The sequence below is a fragment of the Nguyenibacter vanlangensis genome (genome assembly GCF_038719015.1).
GTDB lineage: Bacteria > Pseudomonadota > Alphaproteobacteria > Acetobacterales > Acetobacteraceae > Gluconacetobacter > Gluconacetobacter vanlangensis.
The window spans coordinates 3006384-3021621 of record NZ_CP152276.1 but is presented as its reverse complement, the minus strand read 5'-3'; the positions used below and the strand labels follow the sequence as shown (position 1 = coordinate 3021621).

The 15238-nt window shown below is 68.6% G+C and carries 16 protein-coding genes; 14 read left to right on the top strand and 2 right to left on the bottom strand.

The window, feature by feature from the left end:
• Positions 1-39 precede the first annotated feature (39 nt).
• The 6 genes from AAC691_RS14070 (at position 40) to AAC691_RS14045 (ending at position 6184) form a co-directional block, all read left to right on the top strand.
• Positions 40-579, top strand: a complete 540-nt coding sequence (locus AAC691_RS14070; RefSeq protein WP_176640308.1) for a heme-degrading domain-containing protein — start codon at positions 40-42, stop codon at positions 577-579.
• 372 nt (positions 580-951) lie between these two features.
• Positions 952-1956 carry a Gfo/Idh/MocA family oxidoreductase gene (locus AAC691_RS14065; protein WP_342627364.1) on the top strand — a complete coding sequence of 335 codons (1005 nt, stop codon included), beginning with the start codon at positions 952-954 and terminating at the stop codon, positions 1954-1956.
• The gene (locus AAC691_RS14060; protein ID WP_342627363.1) at positions 1953-3380 is read left to right on the top strand and encodes an MFS transporter; all 1428 of its coding nucleotides are present in this window, start codon (positions 1953-1955) and stop codon (positions 3378-3380) included. The genes AAC691_RS14065 and AAC691_RS14060 overlap by 4 nt, the downstream gene beginning before the upstream one ends.
• Before the next feature lie 95 nt (positions 3381-3475).
• A complete protein-coding gene (locus AAC691_RS14055) occupies positions 3476-4246 on the top strand; it encodes a fumarylacetoacetate hydrolase family protein (RefSeq protein WP_323989366.1) in 771 nt (256 codons plus the stop codon).
• Between the two features lie 49 nt (positions 4247-4295).
• Positions 4296-5222 (top strand): 2-hydroxyacid dehydrogenase, encoded by a 927-nt coding sequence (locus AAC691_RS14050; RefSeq protein WP_342627362.1) that lies wholly within the window; start codon positions 4296-4298, stop codon positions 5220-5222.
• A gap of 210 nt (positions 5223-5432) precedes the next feature.
• Positions 5433-6184, top strand: a protein-coding gene (locus AAC691_RS14045; protein ID WP_176641871.1) for an IS5 family transposase whose coding sequence is annotated in 2 segments (ribosomal slippage) — positions 5433-5763 and positions 5763-6184 — 753 coding nt in all. Because the reading frame shifts where the segments join, the coding sequence is not laid out codon by codon here.
• Positions 6185-6389: 205 nt separating this feature from the next.
• Here the strand turns inward: AAC691_RS14045 and AAC691_RS14040 are convergent.
• The gene (locus tag AAC691_RS14040; RefSeq protein ID WP_342627361.1) at positions 6390-7169 is read right to left on the bottom strand and encodes an SDR family NAD(P)-dependent oxidoreductase; all 780 of its coding nucleotides are present in this window, start codon (positions 7167-7169) and stop codon (positions 6390-6392) included.
• Positions 7170-7275: 106 nt separating this feature from the next.
• Here AAC691_RS14040 and AAC691_RS14035 point away from each other — a divergent pair, with 106 nt between their 5' ends.
• The gene (locus AAC691_RS14035) at positions 7276-7713 is read left to right on the top strand and encodes a helix-turn-helix domain-containing protein (RefSeq protein ID WP_342627360.1); all 438 of its coding nucleotides are present in this window, start codon (positions 7276-7278) and stop codon (positions 7711-7713) included.
• Between the two features lie 19 nt (positions 7714-7732).
• Here AAC691_RS14035 and AAC691_RS14030 read toward each other — a convergent pair whose 3' ends face one another.
• Positions 7733-8053, bottom strand: a complete 321-nt coding sequence (locus AAC691_RS14030) for a Rid family hydrolase (protein ID WP_176640902.1) — start codon at positions 8051-8053, stop codon at positions 7733-7735.
• A 144-nt stretch (positions 8054-8197) separates the two neighbouring features.
• Here AAC691_RS14030 and AAC691_RS14025 point away from each other — a divergent pair, with 144 nt between their 5' ends.
• The 7 genes from AAC691_RS14025 to AAC691_RS13995 all read left to right on the top strand — a co-directional run bounded on the left by AAC691_RS14025 (position 8198) and on the right by AAC691_RS13995 (position 15215).
• Positions 8198-8650, top strand: coding sequence for an HPr kinase/phosphatase C-terminal domain-containing protein (locus tag AAC691_RS14025; protein WP_342627359.1), 453 nt, complete (start codon positions 8198-8200; stop codon positions 8648-8650).
• A gap of 143 nt (positions 8651-8793) precedes the next feature.
• Positions 8794-9882, top strand: a complete 1089-nt coding sequence (gene rapZ / locus AAC691_RS14020; RefSeq protein ID WP_342627358.1) for an RNase adapter RapZ — start codon at positions 8794-8796, stop codon at positions 9880-9882.
• Positions 9879-10382 carry a PTS sugar transporter subunit IIA gene (locus tag AAC691_RS14015; protein WP_342627357.1) on the top strand — a complete coding sequence of 168 codons (504 nt, stop codon included), beginning with the start codon at positions 9879-9881 and terminating at the stop codon, positions 10380-10382. The genes rapZ and AAC691_RS14015 overlap by 4 nt, the downstream gene beginning before the upstream one ends.
• Positions 10383-10387: 5 nt before the next feature.
• The gene (locus AAC691_RS14010; RefSeq protein ID WP_323989374.1) at positions 10388-10693 is read left to right on the top strand and encodes an HPr family phosphocarrier protein; all 306 of its coding nucleotides are present in this window, start codon (positions 10388-10390) and stop codon (positions 10691-10693) included.
• A 333-nt stretch (positions 10694-11026) separates the two neighbouring features.
• Entirely contained in the window at positions 11027-12913 is a 1887-nt protein-coding gene (gene ptsP / locus AAC691_RS14005; RefSeq protein ID WP_408905999.1) for a phosphoenolpyruvate--protein phosphotransferase, read from the top strand.
• Positions 12914-12918: 5 nt separating this feature from the next.
• A complete protein-coding gene (locus AAC691_RS14000) occupies positions 12919-14406 on the top strand; it encodes an anthranilate synthase component I family protein (RefSeq protein WP_342627355.1) in 1488 nt (495 codons plus the stop codon).
• Entirely contained in the window at positions 14403-15215 is an 813-nt protein-coding gene (locus AAC691_RS13995) for an aminotransferase class IV (protein WP_342627354.1), read from the top strand. The genes AAC691_RS14000 and AAC691_RS13995 overlap by 4 nt, the downstream gene beginning before the upstream one ends.
• Positions 15216-15238 lie beyond the last annotated feature (23 nt).

The window sequence follows — 15238 nt, the reverse complement described above, 5'->3', positions numbered from 1 at the left end:
GACGTCGCCGGAGCGACACATGCCGAAGGGAACGACACCATGACCGATCACGCCCGGACGGGCGACACAGGGGCCGACGCCTCATCGCTGGCGCGCGATCTCGAACGCATCGCCCGGCAGGAGCGCGAACTCGTCCTGCCCGGCCTGACCGAGGAAGATGCCTGGATCCTGGGCTGCTGGCTGCGCCAGACCGCCAATGCCCGCCGCCATCCGATCGCCATCGACATCAGGCGGGGCGACCACATCCTGTTCAGCGCCAGCCTCGACGGCGCGACCCCGGACAATGTGGGCTGGATCGCCCGCAAGACCCGGGTCGCCGCGCGCTTCCACCGGGCATCGTACGCGATCGGCCTGCTGCTGCAACAGGAAGGCAAGACGATCACCCAGCGGTTCGGCCTGCCCGAATCCGACTATGCCCCGTTCGGCGGGGCCTTTCCCCTGCGCGTGCGCGGCGTGGGGGTCGTCGGCACGCTCTGCGTCTCCGGCCTGCCGCAGCGCGAGGATCACCGCCTGGTCGTCGAGGCCCTGGCCAGCTTCGCCGACATCCCGCTGGACCCGATCCAGCTCCCGCCCGTGTGAACCGGATGGCCATCCGGCCAGACGGAAATCCGGATAGAAAATTTTGCAGCGCACAAATACGAATTTGTGAACCGTCGCGCGGCGCTGGCCTCTTGCCGCGCGACGAACTCCCGTTGTCTATGGTGGGACTTCATACCCGGCCGGGCCGATGAACGGCGCCGTCGGGTCGAATCGTCAGGATTGCTGGCCGACAGGGCGAACGACACCCAAGGGAACGACACCGGCGGCACGGTCGGTGGCCGTGCCGAAATTGCCCTGCCTTACAGTATTCTGCCGGTCGCATTCTGCTCTCGAACGATAATCGATAATAAAAACCATGTCCGGGAACACAAAAACGACAAGACCGGGGCGGATGCCTCCAGGGGGGATTGAATGACACGTCCGACCGGATGGGGTCTGATAGGCGCCAGCAACGTCGCGCGGGAATGGATCATCGACGCGATCCGCGCCCAGCCGGGCGGTGAAGTCCGCGCCGTGCTCAGCAGCGACGAAGCGCGCGGCGCGGCCTTCGCCCAGGCGCACGGCATCGCCAGCCACACCACCTCCCTGCAGGCGCTGCTGTCCAGGCCCGATATCGACGCGGTCTATATCAGCACCAACAACAGTCTGCATCGCGAACAGACCATCGCGGCCGCGCGCGCCGGCAAGCACGTGATGTGCGAAAAACCCCTGGCCCTGTCCGTCGAGGACGCGACGGACATGGTGCAAGCCTGCAACCATGCCCGTGTCGTTCTGGCGACGAATCATCATTTGCGCAATGCCGCCACCCATATCGCCATGCACGGCATGATCGAGGACGGGCGCATCGGCGGGCTGATCGCGGCCCGCGTCTTTCATGCCAATTTCCTGGCCGCCGCGCTGCAGGGCTGGCGGGTCAACGACCAGGGCGGCGGCGTCATCCTCGACAGCACCATCCACGACATCGACACGCTGCGTTTTCTGTTCGATGCCGATCCCACCAGCGTTTTCTGCATGACGCAAAGCGGACGCCTCGCCCGCGACGGGATCGCGGACGGCATCATGGCCGTGCTGCGCTTTCCCGGCGACGTCCTGGTGCAGATCCATGGCGGCTATACGGTGCCCTACGCCCCGGGCGGGATCGAAATCATGGGCGAACGCGGCATGATCATCGGCCGCGACTGCATGAGCCAGCGCCCCATCGGGTCGGTCGCGGTCCGGACGTCGGACGGCGAACACGAAATCCAGTTGAAGCACCACAATCTTTACCATCGTGCCTTCGAACTGTTCACCGCGGCGATCCATGGCGGGGGACGTCCCGCCGCCACCGGCGAAGATGGCGTCGCCTCCCTCGCCATCGCCCTGGCTTTGCGTGAATCCGCCCGTACAGGGCGCGAAATCGGGATCAAGCTGCCATGAAACAGCCAGTATTCGCCGGCACGGGCCATGCCGCCGGCGCCGGCCTGTCGATGCCCCGCGCCGCATCGCAGGCCGAGGCCCCGCACCACGTCATCACCGCCGCCGACCTGCGCCGCGCCGCCTGGACCAGTTCGCTGGGCAGTGCGCTCGAATATTATGATTTCGCGCTCTACAGCCTGGCCTCGGCGCTGATCTTCGGGCCGCTCTTCTTCCCGGGGCAATCGCCGACCGTGGCGCTGATTGCCAGTTTCGGCACCTATTTCCTCGGCTTCGCCGTGCGGCCGGTCGGCGGCATCCTGTTCGGCATGCTCGGCGACAGGTACGGGCGGAAGCTCGTCCTGCTCATCACGGTCACCCTGATGGGCGGCGCCAGTACCGCGATCGGCCTGATCCCGACCTATCAATCCATCGGGATCGGGGCGCCCGCGATCCTGATCCTGCTGCGCCTGCTCCAGGGGCTGGGCGCCGGCGCGGAACAGGCGGGGGCCGCGGTCCTGATGACCGAATACGCGCCCCGGGGCCGGCGCGGCTTCTATGCGGCCCTGCCGTTCCTCGGGATCCAGATCGGCACCGTGGTCGCGGCCGTCGTCTACTTCGCCCTCCTGTTCCACGTCACCGACGTGCTGCAGGGCTGGATGTGGCGCCTGCCCTTCCTGATCAGCTCGGTCATCCTGGTCGTGGCGCTCTATATGCGCGCCACGCTCAAGGAATCCCCCGCCTTCGCCGAGATCGAGGAAGAGGAACGCGCCCGGTCCGCCTCGCTCCCCGACGTGGTGCGGCAATCGTGGAAGACGATCCTGCTCGGCATGGGCCTGCGCATGGCCGAAAATGGCGGTTCGTCGATCTACCAGGTCCTGGCCGTCAGCTATTCGGTCAACATCGTCGGCATGCGCAACGCCACCGGCGCGCTGTCGCTGCTGTGCGCCGCCCTGGTCGGCACCATCTTCGTGCCGCTCTCCGGGCTGCTCAGCGACCGGTTCGGCCGGGTGCGCGTCTATCGCGGCTTCGCCATCCTGCAACTGGTCGCCGCGATTCCGGTCTGGTACGTGCTCAGCCTGGGCATATTGCCGCTGACCATCATCGCCCTGTCGGTCGCGCTGGGCTGTGCCACCTGGGGCATGTTCGGCACCCAGGGCGCGCTGCTGCCCGAATTGTTCGGCGCCCGCCACCGCTATCTGGGCGTGTCCATGACGCGCGAGGTCTCGGCCGTGCTGTCCGGCGGCCTGGCGCCGCTGGCCGGCTCGCTGCTGATCGCCTGGATCTCGACCGCCCATCACGGCGCCCCCCGCCCCGGGCAGCAGGCCTGGCTGCCGCTCGCCGGCTATGTCATGCTGCTGAGCGTGATGACGATCGTCGCCACCTTCTTCACCCCCGATCCGCGCAACCGCGACCTGCTCGATCGGCGTGACATGATCGATACCTGAATCGATATCTGACATGGATCGACCGCTCCCCGTCGGGAGCGGTAACCTGGCCCGCCGCGTCCCGTCCCGCCGGGCAGGCTTGCAGGAGTATGTTCGTGACGTTCTCTGTCGACCGACTGGCTGAATCCTTCCTTCGCGTTCGCGCCGGCGCGCCGGCGCTTCCCCGTGTTCCCGACGGGTGCGACGTCCCCTCGCCGGACGCCGCCTACCAGGTCCAGCACGCCACGCTCCGCGCGCTGGGCGGCCGCATCGCGGGGTGGAAAGTCGGGGCCGCCACCCCGGATTCCGAGCCCTTCGCCGCCCCGATCCTGGACGCCACCCTGTTCGACGACGGCGCCCCGACCCGGTCGTCTACCCTGCCGCAGGGCCTGTGCCGCCATATCGGGGTCGAGGCCGAAATCGCCTATCGCTTCGGCCGCGCCCTGCCGCCGCGCGCCATCCCCTATACGACCGACGAAGTCTGCGACGCGATCGCCTCGGTCCACACCGCAATCGAAATCATCGACACCCGCTTCGTCGAGCCCGGCAGCCAGCCCGCGCTGGACCACCTGGCCGACCAGCAAAGCCACGGCGCGCTGTTCGTCGGCCCCGGCATCGCCGACTGGCGCGGCCTGGTCCCGGTTCAGGAACGCGTGACCTTGGCGATCGACGGCGCGGTGGTGGCCGACCATCCCGGCGGCAACTCGGCCGGCGACCCGATCCGCACCCTGGTCTGGCTGGCGGCCCACGCCGCCCGCTATGCGGACGGGCTGGCCGCCGGCACGGTGGTGACCACCGGCTCGACCACCGGCACGCTCTTCGTCCCCCCCGGCACCCGCGTCAGCGCGACCTTCGCGCATCTCGGCACGCTGTCGCTGACCTGCTGACCCGCCGCATCCCCGATTTCCCCAACCGGAACCCAACCGGAGACAATGCATGAAACCCGACCTCCTCCTGCTCGAACCGATGATGCCCCAGATCGAGACGGCCCTCGATAACGCCTATACCGTGCATCGCTTCACGGACATGGCCGCGCTCCTGCCCGTGGCCGCCTCGATCCGCGGCATCGCCACCGGCGGCGGCACCGGCGTGCCGCCCGACATCATGGCGGCGCTGCCCGAACTGGGCATCATCGCGATCAACGGCATCGGCACCGACGCGGTCGACCTCGACGCCGCGCGCCGGCGCAATATCCGCGTCACCACCACCCCCGGCGTGCTGACCGCCGATGTGGCGGACATGGCGCTGGGCCTGCTGCTGATGGCCTGCCGGGGCCTGGGCACGGGCGACCGCTTCGTCCGCGCCGGGCTGTGGGGCAAGGCGCCGATCGCGCTGGGCCATACGGCCACGGGGCTCCGGCTGGGCATTCTCGGCCTCGGCCAGGTCGGCCGCGCCATCGCCGCGCGCGCGCGCGCCTTCGACATGCCGATCGCCTATCACGACATTCGCGAATTCCCCGATACCGGCTACCGCTTCTATGCCGACCTGACCGAGCTGGCGCGGGACAACGACGTGCTGGTGGTCGCGGCGTCGGGCGGCCCGCAATCGCGCAACATCGTCAACGCCCAGGTGCTGCAGGCCCTGGGCCCCGATGGCATCCTGATCAACGTCGCCCGCGGCAGCGTGGTGGATGAAGACGCCCTGGTCGCCGCCCTGCAGGCCGGCACGCTGGGCGGGGCGGGGCTGGACGTGTTCCAGCACGAGCCCTCGGTCCCCGACGCGCTGAAAACCATGGACAACGTCGTCCTCCAGCCCCATCGCGCCAGCGCCACGGTCGAAACCCGCCTGGCGATGGGCGACCTGGTCGTCCGCAACCTCGCGGCCTGGTTCGCCGGGGAATCCCTGCTGACCCCGGTGGTCTGACCGCTCGCGCCCGCCCCATCCGGTCGGGTGATGCTCTAGTGTCCTGCCCGAGAAATTCTTATGAGAATTTCTCGGATCAGCAGGCCACTAAAATATTGATTCTAGTGTCTTTTCGATTCAGAAATTCGCTTGCGAATTTCTGAATCGGGACACTAGGGTCTGTGGGGATTTGGGATTCCTATTTTAGCGGAGATGTGATTCACCCTCTGGATGGATCGCTTAGTACTGACCGATGCCCAATGGGCGAAGATAGAACCGCATTGCCTGGGTAAGCTGTCTGATCCCGGACGCAGTGGCCGCGACAACCGGCTATTCATTGAGGCGGTTCTTTGGATTGTCCGAACAGGCAGCCCATGGCGGGACCTTCCTGCCACATTCGGCAACTGGAATACGGCATTCCGCCGGTTTCGTGATTGGCGCGAAGCCGATGTTTTCAAGCGGATTTTTGATGCCTTGTCGGGAGACCCCGACATGGAATACGCCATGGTTGATGCCACTATCGTCAAGGTCCACCGGCACGGCCAAGGCGCAAAAGGGGGACTCAGAGCCAGGCCATTGGTCGTTCCAAAGGCGGGATAACGACCAAGATCCTGGCCCTGACCGATGCCTTGGGCAACCTTGTTCGCTTCAAACTGCTACCGGGGAACCGCTACGACACGATCGGCGTCGCCCCTTTGATCGATGGCATCAACTTCGAAGCCCTGCTGGGCGACAAGGCCTTTGATGCCAACTGGATCATCGAAGAACTCGACCAGCGAGGCGCGAAAGTCGTCATCTCACAACGGTCACAGCGCAAGAACCCGCGCGCCATTGACGAAGAGATATACAAATGGCGTCACCTGATCGAGAACTTCTTCTGCAAACTCAAGGAGTTCAAGCGCATCGCCATGCGAGCCTGCAAAACCGACCGGAGCTTCGAGGCGATGATATATCTCGCCGCAGGTGTCATCAACTCACGCTAAATCCCCACAGACCCTAGTGTCCTGCCCGAGAAATTCTTATGAGAATTTCGGAATCAGGACACTAGGGGCGGGCGCGCATCGCCATGCGATCGGTCGCAATCGATAAGCGGACGGTCGCCCCGACCGGCCGGCCGATAGGGCCGGATGCAATTCGCTCGTGCTGGAACGGCTACCAGGCGCCGAGACCGCGGGCTGCTCCCGGAAGCTATGCGACGCCGGGTCGAAGCTGGCTCAGCCGGATCATCTGTCTGAACATGAAGTTTGGCGCAAGCCGACTGGCGATCTTCAGGATATTGCTGGGGCCCGGTCGAATTTCTGTCTTCCCCGCTTCGATACCCTCGATGGCCCGTCGCACAAGGACTTTCGGATCCATCCCTTTCTCACCCTTCATCTCTTTTGCGAATTCGCCACGAAACAACGGGGTCTCGGTTCCCGGAGGGACAAGCTCCACGACCGTTACTCCGGTGCTCTCGAGTTGCGCACGCAGGCATCTCGTATAGGCGTGAAGTCCTGCTTTTGCCGCCGAATAAACGGGGGCCGCCGGAAACGGCACGAAGGCAAGCCCGGAAGAGACGTTGATGATGAGACTTTGTTTCCGCCTTTTCAGAAACGGAAGAAATTGCTGCACCATGTGGATTGGCCCATTAAGGCCGATCTCTATTTCACGCGTGACGTCAGCGAGAGATCGCTCTTGATCGAGCTTCAAGTTGCGCATGATGCCGGCATTGTTGATGATCGTGTCGAGGTTCGGGAAAAGTTCGACCACTTCGTCATAAAGTGCCGCGACAGCGCTGGGGTCACTGACGTCGCTCAGCAATGTATGAACCCCAGGCAAATCCCGAGCAGCCTGTTCCAACCGCTCCTGATCGCGGCCGGTCACGATGACCGTATTGCCGAGGTCCAGAAGCTGACGTCCGAGTTCCCGGCCGATGCCGCTTGTGCCGCCGGTGATGAGAATAGTTCTTCGTCTGAGCTGCATGGCCATGCCTTCGGTCGGAAATTCGACTTTGCGGCTCTCATGTAGTGCCCTACGCTCTCCAAACGGAAGAAGACACCTGAAAGTGCTATACTTACCTGGCGGAGAGCATGAGATGGACGTGTCGGCTCGCTTCACGGCAGAGGAAATCGAGCGGGCGCGGCGCTATGCGACCGCGATCCCTCCCGCCGACCTCGATCCCCGTATCGGCGCCTTGGTCAACGAACTCATCGGGCGCGTCGCCGATAAATGGACCATGATGATCCTGGACATCCTCGCCGGCCACGGGGAGTTGCGGTTCACACGTCTCAGCGAACTGGTCGAAGGCATCAGTCAGAAGATGCTCACCCAAACCCTTCGACAGATGGAACGTGACGGGTTGGTCGTCCGGACGGTGCATCCCGTCGTGCCCCCGAAGGTCGAATACAGGCTCACCGGGTTGGGCTTGAGCCTTGGCTCCGCCTTCTGCGGCGTCTGGGTCTGGGCCGCCGAGAATCTCGAGCAGGTCGAACAGGCTCGCCAGGCTTTCGACCGCAGGGCCGGCACCGGGTGACGCCCGATCGCGATCGGCTTTATTCCGCCGGCCCGACCATCAGTTCGATCTCGATCAGCGTCGCCGGATCGGCGAATCCCGGCACCAGCCGCAGGGTCGTCGCCGGCCGCCCGGCCCCGAACGCCTCGCGCAGCAGCGGAAAACAGGCCGGAAACCCATCCGTATCGCGCATCAGGAACACGACGCGGGTCACATCCTCCATGGTATGGCCCGCCTGCTCCAGCCGTTGGGCGCCCTGCTCCAGGGCGGCGCGGCACTGCTCGACCAGGCTGGGCGCGGCCTGCCCGCCGGTGGGGTCGATGCCCGTCAACTGCCGCACATGGATGTCCTCTGCGTGCATGCCGCGCGTGCCGCTCCTCGGTTCGACGTCAAAATAACAGAATCGTCATATTCCGTTCACGAATAAATTCAACCCTCGGAACAAATCCAGCCTTGGGAAAATTCAATCCGGGACATCCGCCCCCGCCCGCGTCATCCTGCACGCATGACGGCTCCCATTTCTTATACCGGCCAGATCCATGCCGGCTGCGCCGCCCGCGCCGGGCAGGGGGTCCTGCTGCTCGGCCCGCCCGGCGCCGGCAAGTCCGACCTGCTGCTGCGCCTGGTCGATGCCGGCTATGCCCTGGTGGCCGACGACCGGGTGGTGCTGTCCGACGGCTGGGCGTCGCCGCCGGCCGCCCTGGCCGGCCTGCTCGAAATCCGCGGCATGGGCATCGCGCGCCTGCCCTACCTGGCCAGGGTCCGCCCGGTGCTCGCCGTCCGGCTGGTCGGTCCGGCCGACGGTCCCGCCCGCCTGCCGCCGGCCTTTGCCGACCCGGTGACGGGCCTGCCCGAAATCCGCCTCACCACGGATCTGGCGTCGGCGGTGGCGCGGGTCAATCTGGCCCTTGACTGGCTGGACGGACGTTGCAAACTTTTAACGTCCGAGCAGATGTGATCGGGGGCACGTCTTTCACTGGGAACCGTCCGGTGCCAGATCCGTCCGGTGGTCTTTGTTCCCCGGACATGCGCCCCGTCTGCGACGCGGCATAAGTTCGCGGGTCCGGAACCCTCCGGCCCGTCATCCAGCCAGGATTTCCCGTGACGGATTCTTCACATGACGGAGTACCGGCGCCACGTCGGATCCTGCTGGTCACCGGTCTGTCCGGGGCGGGCAAATCCTCGATCCTCCGCATCCTCGAGGATCTGGGGTACGAGGTCATCGACAACCCGCCCCTGCGCATGCTCGACGAAATCGTCACCCGGGCCGAACGGCCGGTCGCCATCGGGGTGGATTCCCGCACCCGCGGCTTCGACGCCGCCGCCGTGCTGACCGAACTGGGACGCCTGCGCCTCGACCCGGCTCTCCAGGCCGAACTGATCTACGCCACGGCCGAGGAAGGCGTGCTGCTGCGCCGCTACACCGCCACCCGCCGCCGCCACCCGTTGGCCATGCGCGGCACCGTCACCGAAGGGATCCGGGCGGAAATCGACCTGACCGCGCGCCTGCGCGCGGCGGCCGACATGGTGATCGACACTTCCGACCTGCCGCCGCCCGAACTGCGCCAGGTCGTGGAAATGCGCTTCGGCCCCGGGCGCGGCCATGTGGGCGAGGGGCTGACCGTCGCCCTGATGTCCTTCGCCTTCCCGGCCGGCCTGCCGCGCGAAGCCGACATGGTGTTCGACGCGCGCTTCCTGCGCAATCCCTACTACGATCCCGACCTCTCCGTCCGGACGGGGCTCGAAGCCGACGTGGCCGCCTATGTCGCCGCCGATCCGGACTACCGGCGCTTCCTCGACCAGATCGCCGCGATGCTGGACCTGGTGCTGCCCCGCTTCGTGCGCGAGGGCAAGAAATACGCCACCATCGCAATCGGCTGTTCCGGCGGCCGGCACCGCTCGGTCACGCTGGTCGAGGCCCTGGCCACGCACCTCGCGACCCGCCCCCACAACGACTCGCATATTGACAAGGCGATCGCTCCGTCCGATGTGCAATCGGACACGGTGGAGTCCGACATGGCCGATAGCGGGGCGGATGGCGGGGCGCAGGGCGGAGCGGACATGACGGGCGCCTGGTCCGTCATCGTCATGCACCGCGAACTGGCCCGGCAGGGCCGCAGCAGCTGGCGCTGGGCCAGCCGGCCGAAAGAGCACGCGGCGGACGCCGCGGAAGGGCAGTATTCCTCATGATCGGTATGGTTCTGGTCACCCATGGCGCGCTCGGCGAAACCTTGAAACGCGCGATGGAACACGTGGTCGGGCCCCAGGCGCAGCTCGCCGCGCTGAATGTCGAACCGGGGGACGATCCGGTGCTGCGCCGCGCCGACCTGCAATCGGTGATCGCCGGTGTCGATACCGGCGACGGCGTGCTGCTGCTGACCGACATGTTCGGCAGCACCCCCTCCAATCTCGCCATCTCGACCATGGAACCGGACCGGGTCGAGGTTCTGGCCGGCGTCAACGTGCCCATGCTGGTCAAGCTGGCGCAGATCCGCAATGGCCATACGCTGGCCGAATGCGCAGCACTGGCCGAGGGCGCGGGCCGCAAATATATCTCCACCGCCTCGCACCTGCCGCCGCAATGCCTGGGCGGCGCGCGCAGTTGCCTGCTGGGCGACCGCGTCCCCGACATGCCGGCCCCGCCGTCGGCGGCGTATCGCGCCGCGCCGCGCCGGGTCGCCGCCGGCTAGGCTCCATGTCCGCCGACGGGCGCGATCCCCAGGACCCGGACGTCCTGTCCGTCACCCTTGCCATGGTCAACCGCCGTGGCCTGCATGCCCGTGCGGCGGCCCGTCTGGTCACGGTGGCCGAACAGTTCGACGCGAATGTCGAGGTCGCGCGCGGCGACCAGACGGTCTCGGCCCGCTCGATCATGGGGCTGATGATGCTTGGCGCCGGCCGGGGGGAATCCATCACCCTCATGGCCGCCGGCTGGGACGCCCACGCGGCGATCGAGGCGCTGACCGCCCTGATCGAAGCCGGCTTCCATGAAGATGACTGAGAGCCTGGCCGGACATGCGCGCTGGCGGCGATCCGACGCGCGTTTCCTGCGCTTCGGTGCTCACGGCCCACAAGGCCGCTCCGCTCCGATGCTCGAAAACCCACGCCGGCCGTGCCGCTGCGCGGCACTCTCGCTCACCAGCCCACATGTCCGGCCAGGCTCCAAGAGTCGGTTCCAAAAGCGCTTTTGGCGGCGATCCGACGCGCGTTTCCTACGCTTCGCGGCGACCGGCCAACAAGGCCGCGCCGCTCCGATGCTCGAAAACCCACGCCTTCCGTGTCGCTGCGCGGCGCGTGCGTTCGTCAGCCCGCTTGGCTGCTCAGGCTCCGAGCCATGACGACGATCGACGGGGCGGACGGCTCGTCTCGCCCCACGCGCCCCGCGCGACGCCAGGCCCGCCGTCCGGCGCAAAATCGCCCGCCGGAACCCCCCCGGAATCGCCCCGTGGAACACCGTTTCGCCGGCGACGCCACGGTGCGCGGCGTCGCCATCGGCCCGGCCGCCATCGCGGTCGAAAGCCCGGCGCCGCAGGTCGACCCCACCGCCCGCGCCGACGACCCGGCCCCCGAACTCGCCCGCCTGGCCGAGGCGCTGGCGCGCTCGCTGCGCCAGGTCGAACGGCTGCGCGACCGGCTGGCCCTGCTGCCCGAGGACAGCCAGATCGAAATCGGCTCGCTGCTCGACGTCTATCGCCGCATGCTCGGCCCGTCGCGCCTGCTGCGCGGCATCCGCCGCCGCATCACCCAGGACGGGCTGACCGCCGAGGCCGCCGTCCGCCAGGAAACCGAACAGCTCGCCGCCGCCACCCTCGGCGGCGAGACGCCCTCGTCCGAAGCCGAGGACGCCGCCCAGCGCCGCGCCGGCGAATTCCGCGAAATCGGCCGCCGCCTGCTGCGCAACCTGGGGCGCATGCCCTTCCGGTCGTTCAGCGCCGTGCCCGAGGGCGCGGTGCTGGTCGCCGAACAGCTTCGCCCGGCCGATGCCGCGCTGATCGACCCCTCGCGCATCGTCGCCGTGGCGACCGAGGAAGGCGGCGCGACCGACCATACCGCCATCATGCTGCGCGCGCTGGGCATTCCCGCCGTGCTGGCGGCGCATGGGCTGATGGCCCGGGTGCGTGACGGGGCGACCATGGTGGTGGACGGCTCCGCCGGCACGGTGGTGGTCGATCCCGCGCCCGACACGCTGGCGGCCGCCCGGCTCGGGGTGGCCGACCATGCGCGCGAACGCCAGGCGCTCGGCCGGCTGCGCCGCCTGGCGGCCCGCCTGTCCAGCGGCGAGAAGCTCCAGCTCCAGGCCAATCTCGAACTCCCGGCCGAACTGCCCCTGATCGCCCAGTCCGGCGCCGCGGGCATCGGGCTGCTGCGCACCGAATTCCTGTTCATGAACGCCCAGGCGATGCCCGACGTGGACGCGCAGGCGGCGATCTATTCCGAAATCGTCACCGCGATGGCGGGCGACGTCACCACCATCCGCGTCGTCGACTGGGGCGGCGAAAAGCACAGCGAGGCCCTGGACCGCGCCGGGCTGCGCGGCGAGGGCGAAAGCGTCAATCCGGCGCTGGGGATGCGCGGCCTGCGCCTGCTGCTGCGCCATCCCGCCGTGCTGGAAAGCCAGTTCGCGGCGATCCTCAAGGCATCGTCGGCGGGGCCGGTGCGCGTCATGCTGCCGATGGTCACCACCGTCCCCGAACTGCGCGAGGCCCGGGACATCTATCACCGCGTTGCCCGCCGCCTGCGCCGCAAGGGCGTACGGCTGGACGACAATCTGCCGCCGTTGGGCATCATGGTCGAAACCCCCGCCGCCGCCCTGATGGGCGACGCCCTGGCGCAAGAGGCCGAATTCATGGCCATCGGCACCAACGACCTGACGATGTACACCCTCGCCGTCGACCGCGCCTCGGCCGAGGTCGCGTCCCTCTACCACCCGCTGCACCCGGCGGTGCTGCGCCTGATCCAGACGGTGACCGAGGCCGCGCTGCGCCAATATCGCCCGATCTCGATCTGCGGCGAAATCGCCGGCGACCCGCGCGCGGTGCCGCTGCTGGTCGGGCTGGGCCTGCGCTCCTTCTCGATGACCGCCTCGGCGGTGCCTCGGGTCAAGCGCGCCGTGCGTGCCGTGTCGTTCGAGGATTGCCGCCGCCTGGCCCACCGGGTGATGGAAGCCCCCGACGTGGCCGAGGTCACGTCCCTGGTCGACGCATTCGCCGCCGGGACCTGACCCGAATGCTGGCATCCCTGCCGGCGCCCATGCCGGCCGGTCCCGTCCGTGTGCTCACCCTGCCCTGGCGCGACCCCGACGACGTGCTGTGGGCCTGGCGGGACGAGGCATGGCTGGCCTGCCTCGACAGCGGCGGCGACCCCGCGATCCGCGCCCGCTGGACCATCCTGTGTCGCCGCCCGCGCCACACGCTGGACTGGCGGCGCGGCGCCCCCTGTCGGCTGGACGGCACGGCGCTGCCCGATACCCACCCGCTCGCCGCCGACCCGCTGGCCGTGCTGCGCCGCCTCCTGCCCGCCCCGGCGCCGCTTGCCGAAACGGGCGCCGAAACGAGTGCCGAAACGGGGCAGGGTGATGATCCGCTGCCCTTCGTCGGGGGCGCGATCGGCTTCGCCGGCTACGCGCTCGGCCAGGCCCTCGAAGGACTCGCCACCCGCCACGCGCCCGACCCGGAATCCGGCCAGCCGGATTTCGCCGCCGGCCTCTACGACCACGCGCTGCTGTTCGACCGGGTGCGCCGCCAGGTGCATCTCGCCGGCATCGCCCCCGCGCCCGACGCCCTGTTCGCCGCCATGCGGGCCGAATGGGCGGCGCTGTCCCCCGCGCCGCTGCCGGCCGGCCTGCCGCGCCTCGATTTCGTGCCGGACCGGCCGCATGCCGGTTATGTCGCCGCCGTGGCCCGCGCGGTGGACCGGATCGCGGCTGGCGACATCTTCCAGGTCAACATCACCGGCCGCCTGCGCGCCGCGCGCCCGTGCGGGCTGGCCGATCACGCCATTTACCGCGCCCTGCGCCGCGCCAGCCCGGCGCCGTTCGGCGCATGGCTGGCGTGCGGGGCTGATTTCGGGCTGCTGTCCGCCTCGCCCGAACGCTTCATCCAGCTCGGCCCCGACCGCGTGGCGCGCAGCCGGCCGATCAAGGGCACGGCCCCGCGCGGCGCCACCCCCGAACAGGACGACGCCCTGCGCGCCGCCCTGGCGATGGATGAGAAGGAGCGCGCCGAGAACCTGATGATCGTGGACCTGATGCGCAACGATCTCGGCCGCGTCGCGCAATTGGGCAGCGTGCGCGTGCCCGAACTGTTTTCGGTCGAACGTTTCGCGCACGTCCATCACCTGGTGTCCGAAATCGCGGCCACTCTGGCGCCGGGATACGACGCGCTCGACCTGCTGCGCGCCGCCCTGCCGCCGGGCTCGGTCACCGGCGCGCCGAAACACCGCGCCATGCAGACCATCGACAGGCTCGAATCCTCGCCGCGCGGCGCCTATTGCGGCGCGGTGTTCCGCATCGGAACCGATGGCGCGATGGACAGTTCGGTCATCATCCGCGCCCTGGCCACCACCCGGCGGACGATCACCGCCGCCGCCGGGGGCGGGATCACCATCCTGTCCGACCCCGAACGGGAATATGCCGAAATGCGCCTCAAGATCGCACCGCTGCTGGCCCTGTTCGGGGCCGACCGGTCCCCCGGCCCCATAGGGGGCGGGACATGACCTGGCTCTGGCTGAATGACGGGCTGGTGCCGGCCGATCAGGCGCGGATCGACCCCGCCGATCGCGGCCTGACCCTGGGCGACGGATTGTTCGAGACGATGCGCGTGGCCGATGGCCGGATCGCCCACCTGTCCCGCCATCTCGACCGGCTGCGCCAGGGGGCCGCCATCCTGTGCTTCCCCCCGCCCGACCTCGACCGGATCGAGGACGCGCTGTGCCAGGTGCTGCGTCGCAACGATGTCGCCCACGGCGCGCTGCGGCTGACGCTCACGCGCGGCGCCGGCCCGCGCGGCCTGCTGCCGCCCCCGCGCCCCGCGCCGACCCTGCTGGTCGTCCCCTTTTCCGCCGCCGCGTCCGGCGCCGCCGTCCCGCCCCCGGCGCGCGTGGTCGTCAGCACCCGCATCACGCGTGACGCCGCCTCGCCGCTGTCGCGGGTCAAAAGCCTCAATTACCTGCCCAATATCCTCGCCCGGCTCGAAGCCGAACAGCGCGGCGCCGACGACGCCCTGCTGCTCAACGCTGCCGGCCGCCTCGCCGAAAGCACGATCAGCACCCTGCTGGTCAGTTGCGACGACGGGCTCCTGACCCCGCCGCTCGATGACGGCGCCCTGCCGGGCATCGCCCGCGCCGTGCTGCTGGCGCGCGGCCTGGCGGCCGAGGCCCCGCTCACCCCCGGCGACGTGCGCGCCGCCCGGGGCGCGCTGCTGGTCAACAGCCTGTCGGTGCGCCCCATCGCCAGCCTGGACGGCGACCCGCTGCCCTGCCCGGACGGGCTGGCGGACAGGGTGCGCGCCGCCCTGCGGGACTGACCGGCGCACAGGATCATTGCTCC